The sequence below is a fragment of the Clostridium omnivorum genome, assembly GCF_026012015.1.
Lineage (GTDB): Bacteria > Bacillota > Clostridia > Clostridiales > Clostridiaceae > Clostridium_AX > Clostridium_AX omnivorum.
The window spans coordinates 599810-620903 of record NZ_BRXR01000001.1 but is presented as its reverse complement, the minus strand read 5'-3'; the positions used below and the strand labels follow the sequence as shown (position 1 = coordinate 620903).

Genomic DNA, 21094 nt, shown 5'->3' with positions numbered 1-21094 from the left:
ATTTGATTATAATTAAAGGATTTTAAAAAAGCAACAGGTTTTTTTTGACAGCTTTATAAAACTAGCTACTATAGCCATCTCTTTTATAATGCAATCTTCATCATTTTATTTTATAATCATGATAACAGATTGATAGTAGAATACAATGAAATACTAGGAGGGATATAAATTGTTATTTAATTTAAATGAATTTTTAAGAGCTGTATCTTTTGCGCTGGACTTTGTAGAGATTGATATACTGGGCGTGTCCTCAAACCATGGAAAGAGAACAGCTTATACTTCCTTCTATACCAGGCAAGCTCTACAGGAAATTAGTGGCTTTGAGGATATTACAGAGTGGGCATCAAATCATCACGAAAAGCTTAATGGACAAGGGTACCCTTTTGGAAAGACAGCAGAAGCATTAGATTTTAATTCTCGTCTTATAGCTTGCCTTGATATATATGAAGCGCTGACTGAGGAAAGGCCCTATAGAAGAGCCTTAAGCCATAGGTCAGCAATGGATATTTTGAACAAGATGAAAGAAGAAGGATTTATTGATAGTAAAATAACTCAGGATATAGACAATGTATTTAATATTAAGTCTTAAATAATTAATGATAATACACGAATGTTCCAAGATAGATCATTTAGTGTCTAGCTTTTAGATATCATAACTTTAAAATGGAATCCGTATAACGTATTCGTCAAAAGGACAAACGATGTAAAACGCCGTTTGTCCTTTTAGCATTTTATTTAAATTTTTCTGGAAATTGCTTAATAATGCCCTGTATCATCATATCAGCCATTTCCAATGCCTGAGTTTCAAGTTTATCATATATAGAAGCTTCAGTTGAGTAGTTTTTAGTAAGCAAAATAACAGCTTCGGATTTAACAAGTCCAAGGTGTGTACGGTACATCTTTCTCCAATCTTCCTCGGACCAATAAGGGTTTATGCTTCTAAGGAAAGCGGCAATTTCATCACCATTAGCATACCATCTCTTTTCAATTTCAGACTCAGCCTTGTTATCTCCTGCCTTAGCTGCTTTGACAAGCTGCGCGGCAATTACAAGGTGTTCTCTTATCAAATCTCTTAGTTTTGAACCAATTTTGTTGCCATAGTATACTCTAAACGTATTTCCAAAGTCTTCAGGGTTTTGAAGGAGCCTATTAGTAACAAAATCTACGTCCGGAAGGCCAAATACAAGGCTTACGATGGCAGCTCTAGTCCATGTAGTATGCTGTTCCCATAGTTCACGAATTTTATTTGACAATATTAGTTTTGATTTGCTTATTGCTTGTGAAGGGGAAATACTTCTTTGAAAATTGTATCTGTATAAGGGACAGAAAAAATTAGCATCACAGTACCACGGTGTTTGAAAACCTGAAGAATTATAAGGATAAACATTATTATACTGGGGATCCGATTCATATAAGTACGTAACTATCACCACTTTTTATAATTTTATTACTATATTATGTTTGCAATAGCAATAATGCTACTTAAAGTTATATAAGCTTTGAGTTTTAATATTGCATAACATATATAACTTCCTCAAATACATATGCGGTATAAAGTGTGAATTTATACACAAAATAAAATGAAAAATATCATTATAAATTATTAATAAGAAAATTTAAAGGGAGAGATGTTTATGGAAAAGCCTATAATAGCTGGAAAAGAACCTATAGCTGTCGATGTAAAAAAAGGAGAGACCTATTATTGGTGTTCATGCGGCAGGAGCGGCAAGCAGCCGTTTTGTGACGGATCACATAAAGGCACTTCTTTCGAACCATTAGCATTTACAGCTGAGAAGGATGAAACAGTTTATCTTTGTACTTGCAAGCAAACTAAGAATCCGCCTTATTGTGATGGTTCTCACAAAAATTTATAATATAAATAAATAACAGCACCATGTCTAGCTGACAGGGTGCTGTTTTGCGTTTACTTTCGGTATTTAGCATTTTTAATTATTGGATGAAGTTTGTTGATAATTCTATCAGTAATTTAGCATGTTTTTATCAATCTTCATATTATCTACATATAAAATTGATAAAATCAAACGCATGTAAAGTAAAACAGACGAAGTTATGTTTTCTTATAATTAGCATTTTAAGTGCATAGTTGGAGGTGAATAATTAAATGTATGAGATATTAATTACTGCTGCATTGGTTGGATTCTCTGTTTATATTATTTTTAGTAGATTTAGAAGTAAATCAGCCGGATCATGCTCTTGTGGTAATTGTAAAGAATCAAGAAGAAAGATTAAATAAGCATTAACTTTTAATTGCAATATATTATTGAATAGCTTAGGAGGAAGGCGATGAAAAGAGTACTGAAATACTTTGTAGTGATGTTTGTGCTAGTAGCTTTTATTCAAAAGCCTGTTTTTGCACAGCCTACATCAGAACAAGTACAAAGTCAAAAGGAACAATTACAAGCAGATAAAAATGAATTAAAAAAAGCACAAGGTAATAGGTTTGAAGTTGAGCAAAAGATAGAGAACCTTGACAATGAAATTGAAGAAGTAATGAATCAGATTGCAAAAAATAAAAATCAAATATTGAAGGTACAAGAAGATATTAAAGCTAATGAAAAACAGTACAAGCAAGCAGAAGAAGATATGAAAAATGAGCAAGATGTATTTAATAAAAGAGTACGAGCTATGTACATAAATGGAGCAGCGGCATATCTACAGGTTTTGGTTGAGGCTAATGGTTTTAGTGATTTTATATCGAGAGTAGAGGCAGTTAGGAGCATAATGCAGCTTGATAAAAAAATTACTGAAAATATTAAAGAAAAGCAAGAACAATTAAATGCAGTTAAACAAAATTTAAATAAAAAAAATCAAGAATTAGTTTCGTTGAATGATGAAAATAATAAAAAACTGTCCAAGTTAAAATCAGATAAAGTTGATCAAAGTAAATTAATTGAAGAGGCTCAAAGCCAAGAAAGAGTATATGCTTCCGCTGTAAATGAATCGCAAGCAAAGCTTAATGAAACTATGAAGCAAATTGAATCAATAAGAAATGCAACACCTAAGTATACTCCTTCAAGAGGTGCAGTATCAGTATCAAGTAATACTGTAGTAGCATATGCATCAAATTTTTTAGGAACACCATATTTATGGGGAGGAACTACACCAGCAGGCTTTGATTGCTCTGGGTTTACTCAATATGTGTATAGGCATTTTGGAATATCACTAGGAAGGACTACCTACGATCAAATAAATGATGGATATGGGGTTTCAAGAGATCAGCTTCGACCAGGTGATTTAGTGTTCTATGGAAAAGGTGGAAGCCCAAGTCATATGGGGATATATATTGGCAATGGTATGTATATACATTCTCCAAGAACTGGTGATGTTATTAAAATATCCTCATATGATAGATCAGACTATATTACAGCAAGAAGAGTTATGAGATAAAGAGGCAGATTTCTGTCTCTTGTTTTTTTGCTTTTATAAAATTATTATAAAAGATATAAAATAATTATAAACTGAAGCTGATAGAGAAAATCTTTATATAATTTTTAAAAGATTCTGTTATAATTATTTCAATTAAGTAAAAAGTGAATGTATTCTACTTTCTATATTTTAGTGTTTTATTAAATATACGGGAGGTGTATTAATATATGTATAACATCTTGATAATTGAGGATGAAGAAAGAGTATCTGAGGTTTTAAAGGCCTATTTAGAAAAAGAAGGGTATAAGGTGTATTGTACTACAAGAGGACTTAAAGGAATTGAACTTTTTAAAACAATAGATTTTAAATTGATAATACTTGATTTAATGCTTCCAGATATAAATGGGGAAGATATTTGTAAGATAATAAGGAAAAGCTCAGAAGTGCATATTTTTATGCTTACAGCAAAGGGAGCATTAAATGATAGAATAGAGGGTCTTAATATAGGAGCAGACGAATACTTAGTTAAGCCCTTTAGCCCAAGGGAGCTAACTGCAAGAGTGAATGCACTTTTTAGGAGAGTAAATGCAGAAAATGAGAAGGATTCTACTATATTTAATGATGGAAGGCTAATTGTTGATTATGGTGAAAGAACAGTAAAAATAAATGGAGAGGAAGTGTCCTTTACTCCAAATGAATTTGATATATTATATACACTACTAGTAAATAAAGGTAAGGTATTATCTAGAGAACAGCTTATAGATAAGGTATTCGGTATAGATTTTGAAGGCTATGATAGAACTGTAGATGTTTATATAAAAAATATACGTAAAAAGATAGAGAAGGATACAAAAAATCCTAAGTATGTTATAACAGTTATGAAAGTAGGATATAAATTCGGTGGTGATATATAGATGCAGTCAATCAGAAGTAAATTAAGTGTTTTATTAATAATATGCTCAATTATTGCAATTACATTGATAACTGTCTTTGTTAATATAACTGTAAATAGTAAGTTTAATGAATATATGGTAGACACTCAAAACAAGAGATATGAGAGAATTGTATCAATTCTTCAAGAAATATATAAAAGGGATGGAAAGTGGACTAATGATTCGGGTACAGAATTATTACATGAAGCTTATATGGGAAATTATTGCTTAACATTGCTTGATAAAAATAAAAAATCTATATGGGGTATGGATCCAAATGATATTAAAGATAAGCAGCATTTGAATACTATGGTTGTTAATGAAAAAGGCATTTATACCTCTAAAAGATTTGAAATTAAAGTTAACGGAGAAGTAGTTGGATATGTTGATATAGGTCAATACTCCTCTGTATTGCTGTCCGACGAAGACGTGAATTTTAAATTATCAATAAATAAGAGTATTATAACTAGCGGGGTAATAACTTTATTTATTATTATCTTGATTAGCTTGTATTTTTCTAAAAAGTTTTCCATTCCAATTAAGGATGTGGCAAATCTGTCAGTAAGCCTGTCAAAAGGTAATTTTAACACTAAATCTAGCACAAAGTCTAATATTGAGGAACTAGAAAATCTACGTAAAAGTGTAAATATTTTAGCAGAAAAGCTTAAATATCAGGATATGCTTAGAAAGCGGTTGGTTTCTGATATATCTCATGAGATAAGAGCACCTTTGAATGTACTGCAGAATAATCTAGAAGCCATTATAGATGGTCTCTTTCCGGCTTCAACAGAAAGACTAAATTATTTAAATGAAGAAGTAGTTAGGTTTGGAAGATTATTAAATAATTTAGATGTTCTAAAAGAATTTGAAGCCGAGAGTATTAAACTCAACTTTGGAAATGTGGTTTTAGATGAGCTTATTCAAGGTATATGTGAAGAATATTATATGACAGCAAAAAATAAAGGTATTGTGCTCAGTTATGATTTTGAGCCAAATCAGGACTATAGTCTTACTGGTGACAAGGATAAGTTAAAACAGGTTTTTATAAATCTAATATCAAATGCTTTAAAATTTACTACGTGTAATGGTAAGGTGCTTATCAAAATGTATAAGAATAATGAAAATATCATTATAGAGGTTGAAGATAATGGTATCGGAATAAAGGAAGAAGATTTGCCATTTATATTTGAAAGGCTTTATAGAGGAGATAAGAGTAGACACGAAATTGAAGGAAGTGGAATAGGCTTAACTATTGTTAAAAATATAATACAGCTTCATTCAGGAAGTATAGATGTTGAAAGTAAAGAAGGTAAAGGAACTAAGTTTAAGATTACTCTAAATAAATAATTTATAAATTTGGTTTTTCTTCATATAGTCTTCACAACAATCAATTATTATATTTTTGTAAGATATACAAAAATATTAAAGGAGTTGTAATTATATGAAAAGCACCAGAAAAATAGTGGCATTATTATCTTCTTCTATTCTAGTAATTTCTTTATCAGCATGCAGTAGAACCGTGACAGGAAGTAAGGAAGCAGATAATGGTCTTAAAGCTTTTAATGAAATTGTGAAAGCATATCCTGATAATAAAGGTTTCCATAAGGCATTGCAGCATTGGGGATTTAAACTTCCTACAGGCGAAAAGTTTGAGTGGAGCAAGGATATGTCCGCTAATAAGGCTGACTTTGCTATGGTTATGTTAGCAGACCCTTTAGTTAAGGCTGGTTTGGATGTAAGTAAATTAGACCAAAATGAATGGTTATATAAGCCAGCAGAAAAAGAGGAAGGACAAGATTTGCCTAACAGATTAGTAAAAATCTATAATGTAGGTGATAAGAAAGAAAACTCCAATGGTTCTGAGGATTCTATGAGAAGGCTCCTAAAAGTAGACCCAAGCATTCTTAAGTACCATAAAGCACAGCAGCACTATAGATTAGTTCTAGGAGAAGGAAATGAAGTTCAGTGGACAGAAAAGCTAGGATTAAATGATGCTGATATGATATTTGTACTTAAAGCAGAGCCGCTTATAAAAGCAGGACTTGATGTTAAAAAGCTTGAAGGAACTGGTTGGGTATTTAGAGAAGCAAGTAAAGATAATATGGGAATGGGAGAAAATCCAGACCAAATAGTTAAAATATATGATATAAAAAAATAAATATAGATAAGAGAGTATTATTAAAAAAAGAAGCAGATTATCTTAAAAGTAGGTAATCTGTTTTGTTTTTTATAAAAACTTTTTGATATAAATAAAAATTTTCATACTCTATTTAAAAAAATAAACTATTTATATGTACAGAAGTTTTCTGCATAAAGTCTCAGGAGAGTTAAATACTAAATATGATTTATATTCTGTGATAGCTGAATAATAATTATCAAAGAGGTAATTTAACAGGCATGAAAATTAATAACCTTCATGTACTTTTGAGGAATAAGGAGGATTTGCTTTGGATTGGAATTCATTTTGGGAAGGAAGTAAAACCTTACCGACCTATGCATTGATGATAAGGGCTGTTATCCTTTATATAGCATTAATTATTGCAACTCGATTGATGGGGCACCGCCAAGTAGGAATATTGTCGGGACATAACTATTTGGTAGCTGCTGGAATAGTCAGCTTAGCTGCTACTAGAATGTTAAATTCTGAATCTTCCATTACATCTGGAATAGTAATTATCTTTGTATATGCCTTTGTAAATGTATTTTTATCTTATTTAGATATAAAATGGCCTAGGGCAATTGATAGGCATGCTACTATTCTTATGAAGGGTGGAATAATACTTAGGGAAAATATGTTAGATTGTCATATAACCATAGATAATCTATTAGGACAATTAAGACTAAAGGGAGCTCACAATCTATCGGAAATTGACACTGTTATACTAGAGCCCTATGGGAAAATAAATGTTATTAAAAAACCTGAAGCACTACCGCTTACAAGAAAACAGATGAATTTGCCACATAAAATATCAGCAATTCCTACAATTCTTGTATATGACGGAAAGATTGAGGAAAAAAATCTTCATTCACTGGGGCTAGACCACGATTGGCTAATGACAAAATTAAGAGAAAAGGGCAATATCAATCTAAAACATGTATTTTTAGCTATGCTTGAATCAGATGGAACTGTTTATATGAGTATGTAATAAAGAAGGTATGATAATGGAGCTATTAAAAGAAATATTTGGATCAGTTGAAAAAATTAGTCCCTTCATATTTGCTATACGCACTATTTTTGTTGGGTTTTTGTTATTCCTTGAAGGAAAGATTCTACCACACAGAGCTGGCGGTCAGTTTGCAGGTTATGACTTTGCATTTTTCTGGATGATGGGTGGTGTAACCGCAGCACCACTATTTGAGCCTAAAATAAGCTTTTTAAACACTATCGCTGTAATTATTACCATATATATACTTCATTATCTTATATCCTATATTGCTGTGAAAAATAGAACCTTTGCAAAAGTTGCTTTTGGAAAATCAATAATCTTGGTATCAGGTGGGAAGATTCTTAGACCTAACATGGCAAAAGCTCTTTTTCCATTAGAATTACTGCTATCTGATATGAGAAATGTAGATGTTCATAACATAGGTGATGCAGAGGCCGTAGTATTAGAAACTAGTGGTCATGTAAGTGTTCTGAAAAAATCGGATAGTCAACCAGTAACTCCAAAGGATTTAAACATTGAGACAATGGGTGGTGGATATCCAACCGTACTTATCAATGAGGGAAAAATTATAAAACAAAACTTAACAGAATTAGGATATGACGAGAAGTGGCTTGAAAGTGAATTACTTAAAAAGGGTATTTTAAATTTAAGAGATGTTTATGCTGCATTGATAGATTCTAGTGGTGAATTATACTATTCTGTTGTCACAGAAAAATAAGTAATATTAAAGATATATCAATTAATGCTATTATAACCTAAATAAGGAGAACTAGGAGGTAATATAGAAATGCTTACTGAACAAGAAATAATGAACAATGCTTTTAAGGAAATGCAATTTCATGAAGATAGTATGGCAAAAAAATATGCTTGTATGTCGGATGAAATAAATGATCCAAAGATAAAGCAAATGTTAAAAGGAATGGAACAGGGTTCACGTAATAACTTCAAAACATTATCAGAAACTATGTCAAAGTTTTCAATTGTTTAAAAGGAGAGGTGCTATATGGAAACTATAGATTATGTACAGGATTCTCTACAGAATGAAATGATGCTTCAGGCTATGTATAATAAGTACATGATGGAAATCAGCAATCCTGAGGTACGTCAGCTTTTTACACAATTAAGGGATTCAAAAATGAAAAACATTTCACAGTTGCAGCAAGAAATTAAAAATATGATGGGTCAGTGATAAATTGAACCTAAGTAGAATAGAAGGGAAGTTAAATGTATGCTAGTAAATAAGTGTGTTGCACAAGATAAGGGTATAGATAATACATTTGATCTGTTGAAAGAAGGATATTTGTTTATAAGTAACAGGTCTAAAATCTACCAGGTAGATATGTTTGAAACACATTTGCTAGGCCAAAAAGTAATTTGTATGACTGGTGAAGAAGCAGCTAGGATATTCTACAACCAAGAATTATTTCAACGTAAGGGCGCTGCACCTAATCGAGTCCAAGAGACACTTTTAGGTGAGAATGCAATTCAGACTACGGACGGTGAAACTCATAGTTACAGAAAGCAGCTTTTCATATCATTAACAAATACATTAAATGAAAGACGGTTGAGTGAACTAACAATGAAAAATTGGGAGGCATCTGTTTATAAATGGGAAGATGCTGAGAAAGTTATACTTTTTGATGAAGCAAAGGAAATTTTATGCAAAGCAGCATGCCAGTGGGCAGGAGTTCCTCTATCACAATCTGAAGTTAAGGATAGAGCAGAGGATTTTAGTGCAATGATTGATTCTTTTGCAGCAATCGGCCCCAGACATTGGAAGGGCAGAACAGCAAGAAACAGAATAGAAGCTTGGATAAAAGATATAATTGATGAGGTAAGATCCAGTAAGCTGAAAGTTGAAGAAGATTCGGCACTCTATACAATGGCTTTTCACAGAGAACAAGATGGCTGTCTAATGGATAGCAAAATGGCTGCTATTGAGCTTATTAACTTGATTAGGCCAATTGTTGCTATATCAACATTTATTACCTTTTCTGCTTTAGCACTACATGAGCATTCAGAGTGTAAGAATAAGCTGCTTTTAAGAGATAACAGCTATTATGAAATGTTTGTACAGGAGGTTCGCCGCTATTATCCATTTGCCCCTTTCATAGGTGCGAGAGTTCGAAATGATTTTAGCTGGCATGATTATCAATTCAAGCAAGGAATGTTAGTGATTCTTGACTTGTATGGTACAAATCAAGATACACGGGTATGGGATAACCCTGATAAATTTTATCCTGAAAGGTTTAAAGAACGGAAAAATAGCTTGTTTGATTTCATACCACAAGGTGGAGGCAATAGTTCAACGGGACACCGCTGTCCTGGCGAAGGTATAACAGTGGGAATTATGAAAACTAGCCTGGATTTTCTTGTGAATAAAATTGAGTATGAAGTACCAAAGCAAGATTTAAGTTTTAGTTTAGCAAGAATACCAACCTTCCCTGAAAGTGGATTTATAATGAATAATATAAGGCTTAAAGCTGAAACCCAAAATTAAAATAAATACAAAGAAATCTCTTCACCAGTTTAAAATGCTGTATTGAAGAGATTTTTATATTTAAATGAACATTTAGAAGAATTTATATAAGCATTATAGTATTTATTAATATCATTTTATACATCATAAAAATAATTAAAAGTTTTTTCTTCATATTATCTTCATAACTTGCAGTTATTATAAGTACATAGATAAAATCAATATAGATAAAAACCTTTTTTATTTATCTATATAACACCCCAGTAGGGTCGGGGGATATGAAAATATTATTATAATTAAATTTATTGCAATAAATAATATATGTATATCATCATAATAATTTATCCTACATTGAAAGGAGGAATTTTATGAATCAAGAAAAGACCAGCGCGCTTACATCATTAAAGACCGCTAAAGGGCAAATTGAAGGAATTATAAAAATGATGGAAGATGGAAGGTACTGTGTAGATATTTCTAACCAGATTATTGCATCACAGGCACTTCTTAAGAAAGCAAACATAATGATTTTAAAGCAGCATTTACACCATTGCGTAAAAGATGCTGTGAAAAATGATAATGGAGAAGAAAAAATAGATGAAATAATAGATATTTTAGAAAAACTTATACAAAAATAAATTTTTTGTATAAGTATATAAAGTTTGAAGTTATAGTGATGATAAAATTTATCGCTGTGATTTAAATATAACAAATAATACGAATATGAAGTAATGAAATGAGGTGTCATTATTGGAAAAGAGTCTTAAAATAGAAGGCATGACTTGTGCAGCTTGTGCAAAAGCTGTAGAGAGAGCATCCAAAAAGCTTCAAGGAGTTAATGAAGCAAGTGTAAACTTTGCTACTGAAAAATTAAATATAAATTTTGATGAAACCAAAGTATCTATTCCAGATATTCAGGCTGCTGTTGAAAAAGCAGGTTACAAAGCAATTATAGAGTCAAGCAGCAAAACTTTTAAGATAGATGGAATGACTTGTGCAGCTTGTGCAAAAACAATTGAGAGAGTAACAAAAAAACTAGATGGTGTTGTTGAATCAAATGTTAATTTTGCAACAGAAAAATTAAGTATAAGTTATGAACCTTCAAAAGTAAGAATATCAGATATTAAAAAAGCTATAGAAAAGGCTGGGTATAAAGCTCTAGAGGATGAAGTTACTGTTGATGAAGATAGGGAGAAGAAAGAAAAAGAAATAAAATTATTATGGAAGAAGTTTATTATCTCTTTAATCTTCACAGTTCCTTTACTTACAATTTCAATGGGGCATATGGTAGGGGAAAAGTTAGGGTTTAGTCTTCCTAGTATCATTGATCCTATGATAAATCCTAGAACCTTTGCAATTGTTCAGTTAGTTTTAGTTATACCAGTTATGATTGCAGGCAATAGATTTTTCAGAGTTGGGTTTAAGTCATTAATAAGAAGAAGTCCTAACATGGATTCGCTTATTGCAATGGGTACTTCCGCAGCCTTTTTATATGGAATATTTGCTATAGTACAGATTTTTAGCGGCAATGTGGATTATGCCTATGATTTATATTTTGAATCTGCAGGAGTTATTATTACACTTATAACACTAGGAAAATATTTAGAGTCAGTTACTAAAGGCAAAACTTCTGAAGCTATTAAAAAGCTCATGGGACTAGCGCCGAAGACAGCTACAATTATAAGAGATGAAAAAGAATTAGAAATATCTATAGATGAAGTTGAAGTTGGAGATATTATTATAGTTAAACCAGGAGAAAAGATGCCTGTAGATGGAGAAGTAACTTACGGTATGACTTCAGTAGATGAATCCATGCTTACAGGAGAAAGCATACCAGTTGAAAAGAATGTGGGAGATAAGATAATTGGTGCAAGTATAAATAAAAACGGCACAATAAAGTATAAAGCTACTAAGGTTGGTAAAGACACAGCTTTAGCACAGATTATAAAACTTGTGGAGGATGCTCAAGGTTCCAAAGCTCCTATAGCGAAGCTTGCTGATATTATTTCAGGATACTTTGTACCAGTAGTAATTTCAATTGCTGTTCTTTCAGGCGCAGCGTGGTATATGTCAGGTGAAACTGGAGTATTTGCTCTTACAATATTCATATCAGTACTTGTAATTGCTTGTCCTTGTGCTCTAGGGTTAGCTACACCTACAGCTATTATGGTTGGTACTGGAAAGGGAGCAGAATATGGAGTACTTATAAAAAGTGGAGTTGCACTAGAAACTGCACATAAGATAAAAACAATTGTGTTTGATAAAACAGGTACAATTACAGAAGGTAAGCCAAAGGTTACTGATATAGTTGTTCTTAATGGAATGTCAGAAGATGAACTATTACAAATAGCTGCTTCAGCAGAAAAGGGTTCTGAGCATCCGCTTGGAGAAGCTATTGTAAAAGGAGCAGAAGAAAAAGGATTAGAATTTAAGAACATAGATTTCTTTAAGGCAATACCTGGTCATGGAATTGAAGTTAAAATAGATGGCAAAGATATTTTAGCGGGAAATAGAAAGCTTATGACAGAAAGCAATATATCTTTAGAGAACCTTGAAGAAACCTCAAATAGGCTAGCTGGTGAAGGTAAGACACCAATGTACATTGCTGTAGACAATAAGATGGCAGGTATTGTAGCTGTTGCAGATACTGTTAAAGAAAACAGCAAGAAAGCAATCGAACAGCTCCATAAGATGGGTATAGAAGTTGCTATGATTACTGGGGATAATAAGAGAACTGCTGAAGCAATTGCAAAGCAGGTTGGTATAGATAGAATATTAGCTGAGGTTCTTCCACAGGATAAAGCTAATGAAGTTAAAAAGCTTCAGGCTGAAGGTAAGAAGGTTGCAATGGTTGGGGATGGCATAAATGATGCTCCAGCACTAGCACAAGCTGATATTGGTATAGCTATAGGATCAGGTACAGATGTGGCTATGGAATCTGCAGATATTGTTCTTATGAGAAGTGACCTAATGGATGTACCAACAGCCATCCAATTAAGTAAAAAAACTATAAAAAATATTAAAGAGAATCTATTTTGGGCCTTTGGCTACAATACACTAGGAATACCAGTAGCAATGGGAGTTCTTTATATATTTGGTGGACCGCTTCTAAATCCAATAATTGCAGCAACGGCAATGAGTTTTAGTTCAGTTTCAGTTCTATTAAATGCATTAAGACTTAAAGGATTTAAACCAATTAAGTAAATATATAAATATTTATATATAATTTCATATAGGAGGAATTAATAATGGAAAAGAAAATATTAATTGAAGGAATGAGCTGTGGACATTGTGTTAATCATGTTACTGAGGCTTTAAAGGAAATATGCGGAGTAAAATCTGTAAATGTTGACCTAGCAGGAAAGAATGCGATTGTTGAGCTTGCTCATGAAGTGGATGATGAAAAAATAAAGGCAGCTATAGATGATGCAGGTTATGAAGTTGTAGGAATAGAAACACTATAATATTAATTAAAAGAGCCTTGAATAAATTTTATCAAGGCTCTTTAATGTTTACACTAGCTATATAATGGAGGTGGTTTAACTGAGTGATATTTCATTAATCTTAGCCTTTTCAGCTGGCCTACTTTCTTTTTTATCTCCATGTGTACTGCCACTAGTACCAGCTTATATAAGCTACCTCACTGGAGCTGCTATAAATGATAATAAAGTTGCTGAATCAAAATTGTATACTTTTTATAAAGCTTTAGGATTTGTCTTAGGCTTTTCCATTGTTTTTATTATTATGGGGGCATCTGCTACTACTTTAACCAAAGTATTAATTAAAAATCAAAGTTTTTTTAGAAAAATAGGTGGAGCCCTAATGGTTATTTTTGGATTCCATATCACAGGTATAATGAAAATAAAATTATTTTATTATGAAAAAAAATTTTTGCATTTTAACTTCTTTAATAAAAAAATTAGTTCGATAATTATGGGAATGTCTTTTGCAGCAGGATGGACTCCATGTGTTGGTCCTATATTATCTTCAATATTGATTTATTCCAGCAGTTTAGATACTATCTATAAAGGTATATTACTTTTATGTATTTATTCACTAGGATTAGCAGTACCTTTTATGCTTACGGCAATGGCAATAGATAGGTTTATGATATATAAAACTAAAATAATAAAATATACTCCTGTTATTTCAGCTATTAGTGGTTTATTACTTATAATTATGGGAATTATGGTATTTACAAATACAGTTAACATATTAAGTACGTATCTATACTTTTTCAATTTTTAATAATAGTATTATTTATATTTATAATAAAAGCTAATAGTTTCAAAATATAAGAATGCTTTAAAATGAGGAGAATATTATGAAAAAATATGCTTTCACTTTAGCAATTATTATATTATTCGGTATAAGCGTTTATACTGTAATAAGTTATAATAAGAATAAAACAACTGGCTCCAATACTTCGGTTAGTAATAGCATTTTATCTGTTAAAGATTCAAAAAATAGCATAAATAAAAAAAACCAAGAAACCATAACCAAAGAAAAAGCCATTGATTTTAAATTAAAGGATCTGAACGGTAAAAATGTTTCGCTAAGCGATTTTAAAGGTAAAAAAGTGTTGTTAAACTTTTGGGCAACATGGTGTCCTCCTTGTAGAGCTGAAATGCCTGACATAGAAAAATTATATCAGGAAAATAAAGATTCTGACCTAGTTATTTTAGGTATAAATTTAGGAGAAGATACACAAACTGTAAAATCTTTTATTGATAAAAATAAGTATAATTTTAACATTTTATTAGATTCTGACCAGGCTGTTGCTATAAAATACAATATTGTTTCCATACCAACTTCTTTTTTTATAGATAAAGAAGGTAATATAGTTTATAAAAAAGTTGGAGCAATGTCCATTGAAGAAATGAGAGACAATGTAAGTTTATTAAATAAATAATCAATTTTCTAGATAAAGTTAAATTAAAATCTACTTATACGTTATAATTAAAATAATGGTCTATCTCAAATTATCTTTGAGATAGACCATTATTTTGTAACGTAACAATTGATTAAGAGTATATACATTAACCTTGTTAAAGATGTAATAGGCATTAATAAATTAAACCTTATAGATTATTTAGATAATGCTATCACCTCACTTAATATTATTTAAGAACTAACTTAAATTAAATGTCATTTTGTGAATTGTGAATTATGAATTATGTGAATTATGAATTATGTGTATTATTATCTGTTGGCTATAATCAGTATACAATAAAGTTATGTAGATTTTATGAAAGATTACAATTTATAATTTCTGTATGTATTAATATAAAAATAAAACAGAATGTTAAGTAAAAAAAGAGAAGGCTTATAAGCACTTCTCTTTTTTTAAATATTTTATTAAGTTATTGCTGATTGAGATATTTATTTCTGATTTTTTCTATATCAGCATTTTTCAAATTATCAACTACCTCAATTATACCTAGAGCTCCATTATCTTTAACAATAGCATATCCACCAACTTTTTTAGGACTAAATTCAACTTCATTTATACCTTTTTTTCCATTAAAGGAGGACAACTCTTCTCCTGTTGTGGCATCTACAATTGAATATTTTCCTTCAGCATTATCAAAAGCACTTAAATCGAATGTAAGCTTTGTCTTAGTACTATTTCCTGTTACAACGATTAATGGCTGTAGCTCATAGCCAGTCCCTTTGAATTTGGCATTGTAATTATTGCCAAGTTTTAGAGCTATGTTTACTAAAGTACCTGTAGGAACTTTTGATATATCGTTGCCATAAATACTTGATTGACTAGTAGTGCCAGAACCGGAACCAGAGCTTGACCCATCTGCTACAGGACCTGCACAACAGCTTGGACCTGTACTAGCTGGTGGTAAAGATGGATCAGATTTTGATGTATCTACGGTATCTAGTTTATCAACAACCTTTATTACACCACGTATCATACCCATCCAGCAGCTAAAATTAATATCTTTATCTCCAGGAGTAAATTCTATAATATTTTCACCGCTTTTTAATTTTTTTTGTATATTTAAGGATTGAGCAACAACTGCATTATTGCAGGAGTTAATTTGTTTTCCGTCGATTACCCACTTTACGGGGATTCCCTTTTGAACATAAAAAGCATTAGGGGTATATCCATTATTGTCAGCGGTCATGTTTATAATTTGAACTCCATCCTTAATGGTAGCTTTAGCAACATTTGCACTAGTACCTCCACCTAATACGGAGCTTGAACCTTTAGATAGAGCTGATAGTGGATTAACATTTACACCAGCTAAGGCAAAGCCTCTATTTCCCATAATTAATCCTAGTACAATGATAAGTACTCCGCTAAATTTTAGTATCTTTTTAGTGTAGCCTTTGCTTAAAAGGCCTGATAAAGCACCAAAGGTAAGCATAAGAGGTACTGTTCCTATAGAAAAAACAAACATTGATAAAGCACCTTTAGCTGCACTTCCTGTTCCAAGAGCAAAAAGCTGCATTGTTTGAAGAGGACCGCATGGCATAAGTCCATTTAAAAGTCCCACAATTAAAGGAGAACCAGATTTATTTTTTACTCTACATACAGAATGAGGCAGCTTTATACTGAACTTTCTAAAGGCACTAAAGCCAGCCATGTTAAAGCCCATTATAATCATAAAGGCTCCAGCAAGTATTTGCATTATGGCTTTAGCAGTTATTGAAAGGGAAAATACTGAACCAAGAGCACCAACTATACCGCCTAAAATAGTATAGGATATAACTCTACCTAAGTTATATAAAAGCGATGGTTTAATAGCTTCAAGCTTATTATTACTTTCTTTTGATAAGCTTTGAGAAAGCATAATTCCCCCGCACATGCCTACGCAGTGTATTGATGTAAGAACTCCTACTACAAAAAGAACTGCATAGGAAGCATTAGTAAGCTTTGCTTCCATGTCAAAGCCGCTAGTTTTTAAACCTAGGAGTATTATTGCAGCAACTATTATAAGGATTCCCATGAATTTATAATCATTTGAACTCTGGGTACTATAGCCAGCATTATTTATTGCGGCTTTAATTTTGCTTGTGCTGCATAATTCGTTATCATATTCAACTTCAACAAATTGTTCACTATAACTTGCTTTGGCATTGAATACGCCTTCTAACTTTTTTACGGCTTTTTCAACTCTATTTTCGCAAGAGGTACAGGTCATTTCATATACTTTAATTTTTTCATTCTTAATACTCATAAATTTCCTCCCTATATCTACTTATAGAAAAAATTATATAAAATAGATATGTTGATTTTATGAAGATTGAGGTAAGTAAAGAAAATAAAATATTACGTAAATGAAATAAACAACTGAATTGAATATTACAAATGCAAAAATAAGTAAAACAATAAAAGCTTCTTAAAACTTCATAATTCCTCCATAATCTCAATGTAGAATGTAAACATAGAAAGCAAATCAAATATAGAAGGAGAGATATTATGAAGAAAAAAATATTAGTAATAATGATAACAGCTATATTAGCTGTAGGAGTAATGACAGTTGCATATGCAAAGGGTAATAATATTAACAACGTTGGGTTTGGAAGAGGAATGATGTATCAAAATAACATAAATAATAATGATGTTTACAATAAAATGATAGATCTAATGAAAGAAAATGGCTTCGAAGAAGGCGCTAAAGCTATGGAAAATAGAGATTATAAAGCTATGAGCAACTTTATGAATAATATTACTGATGAACAGTATAATAAAATGATAAATATAATGAAGAGCAATGGATATGACAGTATGGCTAAGATGATGGGCTCTTTGAACAGACAAGAAATGGTTAATATACACAACTCCATTATGGTACGATAAATTTTTATTGCTTGCAAGGAAAGCATATAGTTTTGTACAAAGCAGAACTATATGCTTTTATTATTTAAGGAAGAAATGCTTTAAAAGGAGTGTAGATAGATTTTAGTCTGTCTACACTCCTTAAATTTTAAAAAGTTATTATATTTGGAAATTCAATAGTAAATGTAGTTCCTATATTTATGCTGCTTTTAACAGTTATTTTTCCACCATGAGCATCAACAAAAGCTTTAGTTATAGTAAGGCCTATACCTGAACCACCTGTATTTTTATTGCGAGATAAATCAGTTCTATAAAAACGTTCAAAGATATATGGTAAGTCTTTTTCTGGTATACCTATACCGTTATCAATTACTTGAATAATTATATTTTGGTTTTCCTTTTTTAATATTACGTTAACCTTTCCGTTAGGCTTTAAATATTTATAAGAATTTGAAAGTAGATTGTTTATAATTTGTACGAATTTATCTTTATCCATCATTACTTTTAGTTCTGGAACTATACTGCAATTTAATTCATAATTTTTTTCTAAGTATAATGGTTTGAAGGTATTAATAATTTTTTTTAGTTCGCTAGAAATATCAAAATTACTTTTATTCAGATTTAAATTAGTTTGTTCTAATTTTGAGAGGTCACGAAGATTATCTACCATTTTGGTAATTCTTTCTATTTCATCATAAAAAATTTCTAGTTTTTCAGGTGTAGGTTCCCAAACTCCATCAATAAATGCCTCTACATGTGTTTTTAAAGTAGTTAATGGAGTTCTTAATTCATGGGCCATATCAGAGGTTAACCTTTTTCTGAGCATTTCTTGATTTTTAAGGGTTTCAGCCAAATAATTTATAGAATGAGATAGTTCAGCTACTTCCTTAGTATTTGTATCGGTACTTGCTCTAACTTCTAGGTTTCCATCTCTCATTTTATTTGCCGTTTCAGTTATATTTACAAGAGGCTTAGAAAGTTGTTTTGAGAAAACCATACTTATAAATAAACCCAATATTAAAGCTGCTATAGCTGATAACATAAAGGAATGATTCAAGGTGCTTATAAAGGCTACAGATGCTGACGATAAATACGATGTTCCGTAATAGCCTACTGTTATGGTACCTATACTTTTATTGTTAGATAATAAAGGATATTTTTCTTCGGAATACTCGCCTATATTCATTCTTGAAAAGTTGCCCATCATAGATCCCATCATATTATCCATCATTGTGTTATGCTTTAAATATGAATTACCAGATGAATATATGGTGTTATTATTTATGTCCTTAATTTCAATATATAATTCCTGCAGTTCAGCGTTTCTTTGTATTTCATCAGTGTCTACTATTGAAAGATTACTTGATTTACTGTATAAATTATTAATAATTTTTACTACATTATCTACCTTTGTCTTATGTTCATCAACTAAGTAGTTATTAAATTTTCTTTGAATTGTATAATTTGAAATAATGCTTGCTATTATAATAGAAGCTAATACTACAATAAGAAAACCTAGAGATAACTTTTTCATTAATGATATTTTCATATTTCTACCTCAGCGAAATTTGAAATAAATTTATAACCCATGCCATATACAGTTATTATGTACCTTGGTTCTTTAGGATTATCTTCTATTTTTTGGCGTATGTTTTTAATATATGTGTCTACAGTTCTGTCAAAGCCTTCATAATCCATTCCAAAAGCCTTTTCTACTAATTGTTCTCTAGAAAATACTTGACCAGGGTTTGTAAGTAACACTGTAAGCACCTTAAATTCATTAGTTGTTAAATTTACAATTTTATCTTGTTTTTTTACAGTAACTTTTTTTATGTCTATTTCTAAATCACCGTTGTTATATACTAAAATATCAGCCATAGGTGTAATATCTCTGTAGGTTCTTCTTAGTAGAGCTCTTACTCTAACTACAAGTTCACGTACGCTAAAGGGCTTAGTCAAATAATCATCAGCTCCAATTGATATACCTTCAATTCTCTCATCTTCATCAGCCTTTGCAGTAAGCATTATAATAGGCAAATTAGAAGTGGCTCTTACTCTCCTGCATACTTCTTCTCCAGATAGTTTAGGAAGCATCAAGTCTAGTATCATTAAATGAATGGTTTCACTATTAATTATATTTAGCGCTGTTTCTCCATCCAGAGCGGTAATTACTTCAAAGTCATCTTTTTCTAAATAAGCTTTAACTACATCAACTATGCTTTGTTCATCATCTACAACTAGTATTTTAAATTTATCTTTCACCAGTATCACCTCTTACTAGAAAAGTTATAAATTTATTATAGGTTATTAATATTAAAAAAACTAGGGTGAAGCCCTAGTTTCTGCTGATTAAAATATTTTTTCTTTTTAAGTATTCTTCTTCGCTTATTTCACCTAAAGCGAATTTTTCATCAAGTATTCTAAGAGAATTATAAGATGTATTAGCATATTTTTTAAATAATTTAACAGCTAGCACAACTAATCCTATAAATATTAAAAGTCTAAATCCTGCAGCTAAAAACATCCAACCAGCTCCTATTGAACCTGAAGGGCCAAAACCGTATCTACCAAAACCTCCACAAAACATTAATGATTCCTCCTTTAAAAATTTATTATATGAATAATTATATAGATAGATTATGGAGGAATTATGGAGATAAAAAATTCTTTAGTTTCTTCATACAATCTTCATACGAATGAAATACAATCTATTTAAGTTATTAGTTAAGAAAAGTATATAGGAGGAAAAAGTATGAATTGCCATGAAGATAATAAAAAAAACCAAAACGAACATAAGCATAACCCAATGAAGCACATGCTGCACATGATTATTTGCTGCGGACTTCCAATAGTTATGGTAGCACTATTACCAATCATATCAAGAGTTAGTCCTAGTGCTAGCACTGCAATTTCTAAGATAGTGCCATTTTTATGTCCAATAATGATGCTTGCAATGCTGCCAATGATGTTTGGGGGAAATCATAAGGCTAATTGCTGTGATAATAAAAATAGTGATGTTAATAATAAAGAATTATCAAACTAATTTAAATAAAAGAACAGCACCTGGTCAATTTGACTAGGTGCTATTTCCTTTAAGATAATTTTTTAGTTTAAATTTAAGAAGGTGAACCAGTGTCTGTAAGACTGGAAATTGGAACTTCCATAGTTTGTGCTGTACCAACTATGGATATAGTAGCCTTTCTATTTTCAGTGTCTACAGATTCTATCCAAATTGGATCATTTTCATAAAGGACTCTAATGTTATCCTTTGAATTAAGTATTTCAAGAGCTCTGTCAATTATCATATAAATTTCTCCCTTCGTTTAAACACTTG

25 protein-coding genes are annotated in these 21094 nt (G+C 31.1%); 19 read left to right on the top strand and 6 right to left on the bottom strand.

Annotated features, from left to right (window positions below):
* Window positions 1-169: 169 nt before the first annotated feature.
* Window positions 170-589 (top strand): HD-GYP domain-containing protein, encoded by a 420-nt coding sequence (locus tag bsdE14_RS02840; RefSeq protein ID WP_264848434.1) that lies wholly within the window; start codon window positions 170-172, stop codon window positions 587-589.
* A 142-nt stretch (window positions 590-731) separates the two neighbouring features.
* On the opposite strand, the gene bsdE14_RS02835 is transcribed toward bsdE14_RS02840, so the two are convergent.
* Complete coding sequence (locus tag bsdE14_RS02835; RefSeq protein ID WP_264848433.1) at window positions 732-1253, bottom strand: acetylglutamate kinase; 522 nt, start codon at window positions 1251-1253, stop codon at window positions 732-734.
* A gap of 381 nt (window positions 1254-1634) precedes the next feature.
* Between bsdE14_RS02835 and bsdE14_RS02830 the strand changes: the two genes are divergently transcribed.
* The 16 genes from bsdE14_RS02830 (at window position 1635) to bsdE14_RS02755 (ending at window position 14874) form a co-directional block, all read left to right on the top strand.
* Window positions 1635-1874, top strand: a complete 240-nt coding sequence (locus bsdE14_RS02830; protein WP_264848432.1) for a CDGSH iron-sulfur domain-containing protein — start codon at window positions 1635-1637, stop codon at window positions 1872-1874.
* 248 nt (window positions 1875-2122) lie between these two features.
* Complete coding sequence (locus bsdE14_RS02825) at window positions 2123-2254, top strand: FeoB-associated Cys-rich membrane protein (RefSeq protein WP_264848431.1); 132 nt, start codon at window positions 2123-2125, stop codon at window positions 2252-2254.
* A 50-nt stretch (window positions 2255-2304) separates the two neighbouring features.
* On the top strand, window positions 2305-3408 hold the full coding sequence (locus bsdE14_RS02820) for a C40 family peptidase (protein ID WP_264848430.1): 1104 nt from the start codon (window positions 2305-2307) through the stop codon (window positions 3406-3408).
* A gap of 206 nt (window positions 3409-3614) precedes the next feature.
* On the top strand, window positions 3615-4301 hold the full coding sequence (locus bsdE14_RS02815) for a response regulator transcription factor (RefSeq protein ID WP_264848429.1): 687 nt from the start codon (window positions 3615-3617) through the stop codon (window positions 4299-4301).
* Entirely contained in the window at window positions 4302-5666 is a 1365-nt protein-coding gene (locus tag bsdE14_RS02810; protein WP_264848428.1) for a sensor histidine kinase, read from the top strand.
* 94 nt (window positions 5667-5760) lie between these two features.
* The gene (locus tag bsdE14_RS02805) at window positions 5761-6477 is read left to right on the top strand and encodes a hypothetical protein (protein ID WP_264848427.1); all 717 of its coding nucleotides are present in this window, start codon (window positions 5761-5763) and stop codon (window positions 6475-6477) included.
* A gap of 289 nt (window positions 6478-6766) precedes the next feature.
* Window positions 6767-7465: a YetF domain-containing protein gene (locus tag bsdE14_RS02800; protein ID WP_264848426.1), complete on the top strand. Its 699-nt coding sequence runs from the start codon at window positions 6767-6769 to the stop codon at window positions 7463-7465.
* Window positions 7466-7481: 16 nt separating this feature from the next.
* Window positions 7482-8204, top strand: coding sequence for a YetF domain-containing protein (locus bsdE14_RS02795; RefSeq protein ID WP_264848425.1), 723 nt, complete (start codon window positions 7482-7484; stop codon window positions 8202-8204).
* A gap of 69 nt (window positions 8205-8273) precedes the next feature.
* Entirely contained in the window at window positions 8274-8474 is a 201-nt protein-coding gene (locus bsdE14_RS02790) for a hypothetical protein (RefSeq protein WP_264848424.1), read from the top strand.
* Window positions 8475-8489: 15 nt separating this feature from the next.
* Window positions 8490-8675: a PA2169 family four-helix-bundle protein gene (locus tag bsdE14_RS02785; RefSeq protein ID WP_264848423.1), complete on the top strand. Its 186-nt coding sequence runs from the start codon at window positions 8490-8492 to the stop codon at window positions 8673-8675.
* 39 nt (window positions 8676-8714) lie between these two features.
* Complete coding sequence (gene cypC / locus bsdE14_RS02780) at window positions 8715-9986, top strand: CYP152 family fatty-acid peroxygenase CypC (RefSeq protein WP_264848422.1); 1272 nt, start codon at window positions 8715-8717, stop codon at window positions 9984-9986.
* A 347-nt stretch (window positions 9987-10333) separates the two neighbouring features.
* Window positions 10334-10600 (top strand): metal-sensing transcriptional repressor, encoded by a 267-nt coding sequence (locus tag bsdE14_RS02775; RefSeq protein ID WP_264848420.1) that lies wholly within the window; start codon window positions 10334-10336, stop codon window positions 10598-10600.
* A gap of 112 nt (window positions 10601-10712) precedes the next feature.
* Window positions 10713-13166 (top strand): heavy metal translocating P-type ATPase, encoded by a 2454-nt coding sequence (locus tag bsdE14_RS02770; RefSeq protein WP_264848419.1) that lies wholly within the window; start codon window positions 10713-10715, stop codon window positions 13164-13166.
* Window positions 13167-13210: 44 nt separating this feature from the next.
* Entirely contained in the window at window positions 13211-13426 is a 216-nt protein-coding gene (locus tag bsdE14_RS02765; RefSeq protein ID WP_264848417.1) for a heavy-metal-associated domain-containing protein, read from the top strand.
* A gap of 79 nt (window positions 13427-13505) precedes the next feature.
* A complete protein-coding gene (locus bsdE14_RS02760; RefSeq protein WP_309298132.1) occupies window positions 13506-14210 on the top strand; it encodes a cytochrome c biogenesis CcdA family protein in 705 nt (234 codons plus the stop codon).
* Between the two features lie 76 nt (window positions 14211-14286).
* Entirely contained in the window at window positions 14287-14874 is a 588-nt protein-coding gene (locus bsdE14_RS02755) for a TlpA disulfide reductase family protein (RefSeq protein WP_264848416.1), read from the top strand.
* A gap of 451 nt (window positions 14875-15325) precedes the next feature.
* Here bsdE14_RS02755 and bsdE14_RS02750 read toward each other — a convergent pair whose 3' ends face one another.
* Entirely contained in the window at window positions 15326-17158 is a 1833-nt protein-coding gene (locus bsdE14_RS02750; RefSeq protein ID WP_264848415.1) for an urease accessory protein UreH domain-containing protein, read from the bottom strand.
* 242 nt (window positions 17159-17400) lie between these two features.
* Between bsdE14_RS02750 and bsdE14_RS02745 the strand changes: the two genes are divergently transcribed.
* Window positions 17401-17781 carry a hypothetical protein gene (locus tag bsdE14_RS02745; protein ID WP_264848414.1) on the top strand — a complete coding sequence of 127 codons (381 nt, stop codon included), beginning with the start codon at window positions 17401-17403 and terminating at the stop codon, window positions 17779-17781.
* A 127-nt stretch (window positions 17782-17908) separates the two neighbouring features.
* On the opposite strand, the gene bsdE14_RS02740 is transcribed toward bsdE14_RS02745, so the two are convergent.
* The 3 genes from bsdE14_RS02740 to bsdE14_RS02730 form a co-directional block, all read right to left on the bottom strand.
* The gene (locus bsdE14_RS02740; RefSeq protein ID WP_264848413.1) at window positions 17909-19309 is read right to left on the bottom strand and encodes a HAMP domain-containing sensor histidine kinase; all 1401 of its coding nucleotides are present in this window, start codon (window positions 19307-19309) and stop codon (window positions 17909-17911) included.
* A complete protein-coding gene (locus bsdE14_RS02735; RefSeq protein ID WP_264848412.1) occupies window positions 19306-20022 on the bottom strand; it encodes a response regulator transcription factor in 717 nt (238 codons plus the stop codon). The genes bsdE14_RS02740 and bsdE14_RS02735 overlap by 4 nt, the downstream gene beginning before the upstream one ends.
* Before the next feature lie 73 nt (window positions 20023-20095).
* The gene (locus bsdE14_RS02730) at window positions 20096-20347 is read right to left on the bottom strand and encodes an SHOCT domain-containing protein (protein WP_264848411.1); all 252 of its coding nucleotides are present in this window, start codon (window positions 20345-20347) and stop codon (window positions 20096-20098) included.
* A gap of 165 nt (window positions 20348-20512) precedes the next feature.
* On the opposite strand from bsdE14_RS02730, the gene bsdE14_RS02725 reads away from it, so the two are divergent.
* Window positions 20513-20803 (top strand): hypothetical protein, encoded by a 291-nt coding sequence (locus bsdE14_RS02725; RefSeq protein WP_264848410.1) that lies wholly within the window; start codon window positions 20513-20515, stop codon window positions 20801-20803.
* Window positions 20804-20876: 73 nt separating this feature from the next.
* Here bsdE14_RS02725 and bsdE14_RS02720 read toward each other — a convergent pair whose 3' ends face one another.
* Window positions 20877-21065, bottom strand: a complete 189-nt coding sequence (locus tag bsdE14_RS02720; RefSeq protein ID WP_264848409.1) for an H-type small acid-soluble spore protein — start codon at window positions 21063-21065, stop codon at window positions 20877-20879.
* Window positions 21066-21094: the final 29 nt, after the last annotated feature.

Excerpts from the sequence above, each read along its gene's own strand:
- bsdE14_RS02830 (WP_264848432.1), top strand. The coding sequence starts at position 1,635 with ATGGAAAAGCCTATAATAGCTGGAAAAGAACCTATAGCTGTCGATGTA.
- bsdE14_RS02825 (WP_264848431.1), top strand. The coding sequence starts at position 2,123 with ATGTATGAGATATTAATTACTGCTGCATTGGTTGGATTCTCTGTTTAT.
- bsdE14_RS02820 (WP_264848430.1), top strand. The coding sequence starts at position 2,305 with ATGAAAAGAGTACTGAAATACTTTGTAGTGATGTTTGTGCTAGTAGCT.
- bsdE14_RS02815 (WP_264848429.1), top strand. The coding sequence starts at position 3,615 with ATGTATAACATCTTGATAATTGAGGATGAAGAAAGAGTATCTGAGGTT.
- bsdE14_RS02810 (WP_264848428.1), top strand. The coding sequence starts at position 4,302 with ATGCAGTCAATCAGAAGTAAATTAAGTGTTTTATTAATAATATGCTCA.
- bsdE14_RS02805 (WP_264848427.1), top strand. The coding sequence starts at position 5,761 with ATGAAAAGCACCAGAAAAATAGTGGCATTATTATCTTCTTCTATTCTA.
- bsdE14_RS02795 (WP_264848425.1), top strand. The coding sequence starts at position 7,482 with ATGGAGCTATTAAAAGAAATATTTGGATCAGTTGAAAAAATTAGTCCC.
- bsdE14_RS02790 (WP_264848424.1), top strand. The coding sequence starts at position 8,274 with ATGCTTACTGAACAAGAAATAATGAACAATGCTTTTAAGGAAATGCAA.
- bsdE14_RS02785 (WP_264848423.1), top strand. The coding sequence starts at position 8,490 with ATGGAAACTATAGATTATGTACAGGATTCTCTACAGAATGAAATGATG.
- cypC (WP_264848422.1), top strand. The coding sequence starts at position 8,715 with ATGCTAGTAAATAAGTGTGTTGCACAAGATAAGGGTATAGATAATACA.
- bsdE14_RS02775 (WP_264848420.1), top strand. The coding sequence starts at position 10,334 with ATGAATCAAGAAAAGACCAGCGCGCTTACATCATTAAAGACCGCTAAA.
- bsdE14_RS02765 (WP_264848417.1), top strand. The coding sequence starts at position 13,211 with ATGGAAAAGAAAATATTAATTGAAGGAATGAGCTGTGGACATTGTGTT.
- bsdE14_RS02755 (WP_264848416.1), top strand. The coding sequence starts at position 14,287 with ATGAAAAAATATGCTTTCACTTTAGCAATTATTATATTATTCGGTATA.
- bsdE14_RS02750 (WP_264848415.1), bottom strand. The coding sequence starts at position 17,158 with ATGAGTATTAAGAATGAAAAAATTAAAGTATATGAAATGACCTGTACC.
- bsdE14_RS02745 (WP_264848414.1), top strand. The coding sequence starts at position 17,401 with ATGAAGAAAAAAATATTAGTAATAATGATAACAGCTATATTAGCTGTA.
- bsdE14_RS02740 (WP_264848413.1), bottom strand. The coding sequence starts at position 19,309 with ATGAAAATATCATTAATGAAAAAGTTATCTCTAGGTTTTCTTATTGTA.
- bsdE14_RS02730 (WP_264848411.1), bottom strand. The coding sequence starts at position 20,347 with ATGTTTTGTGGAGGTTTTGGTAGATACGGTTTTGGCCCTTCAGGTTCA.
- bsdE14_RS02725 (WP_264848410.1), top strand. The coding sequence starts at position 20,513 with ATGAATTGCCATGAAGATAATAAAAAAAACCAAAACGAACATAAGCAT.
- bsdE14_RS02720 (WP_264848409.1), bottom strand. The coding sequence starts at position 21,065 with ATGATAATTGACAGAGCTCTTGAAATACTTAATTCAAAGGATAACATT.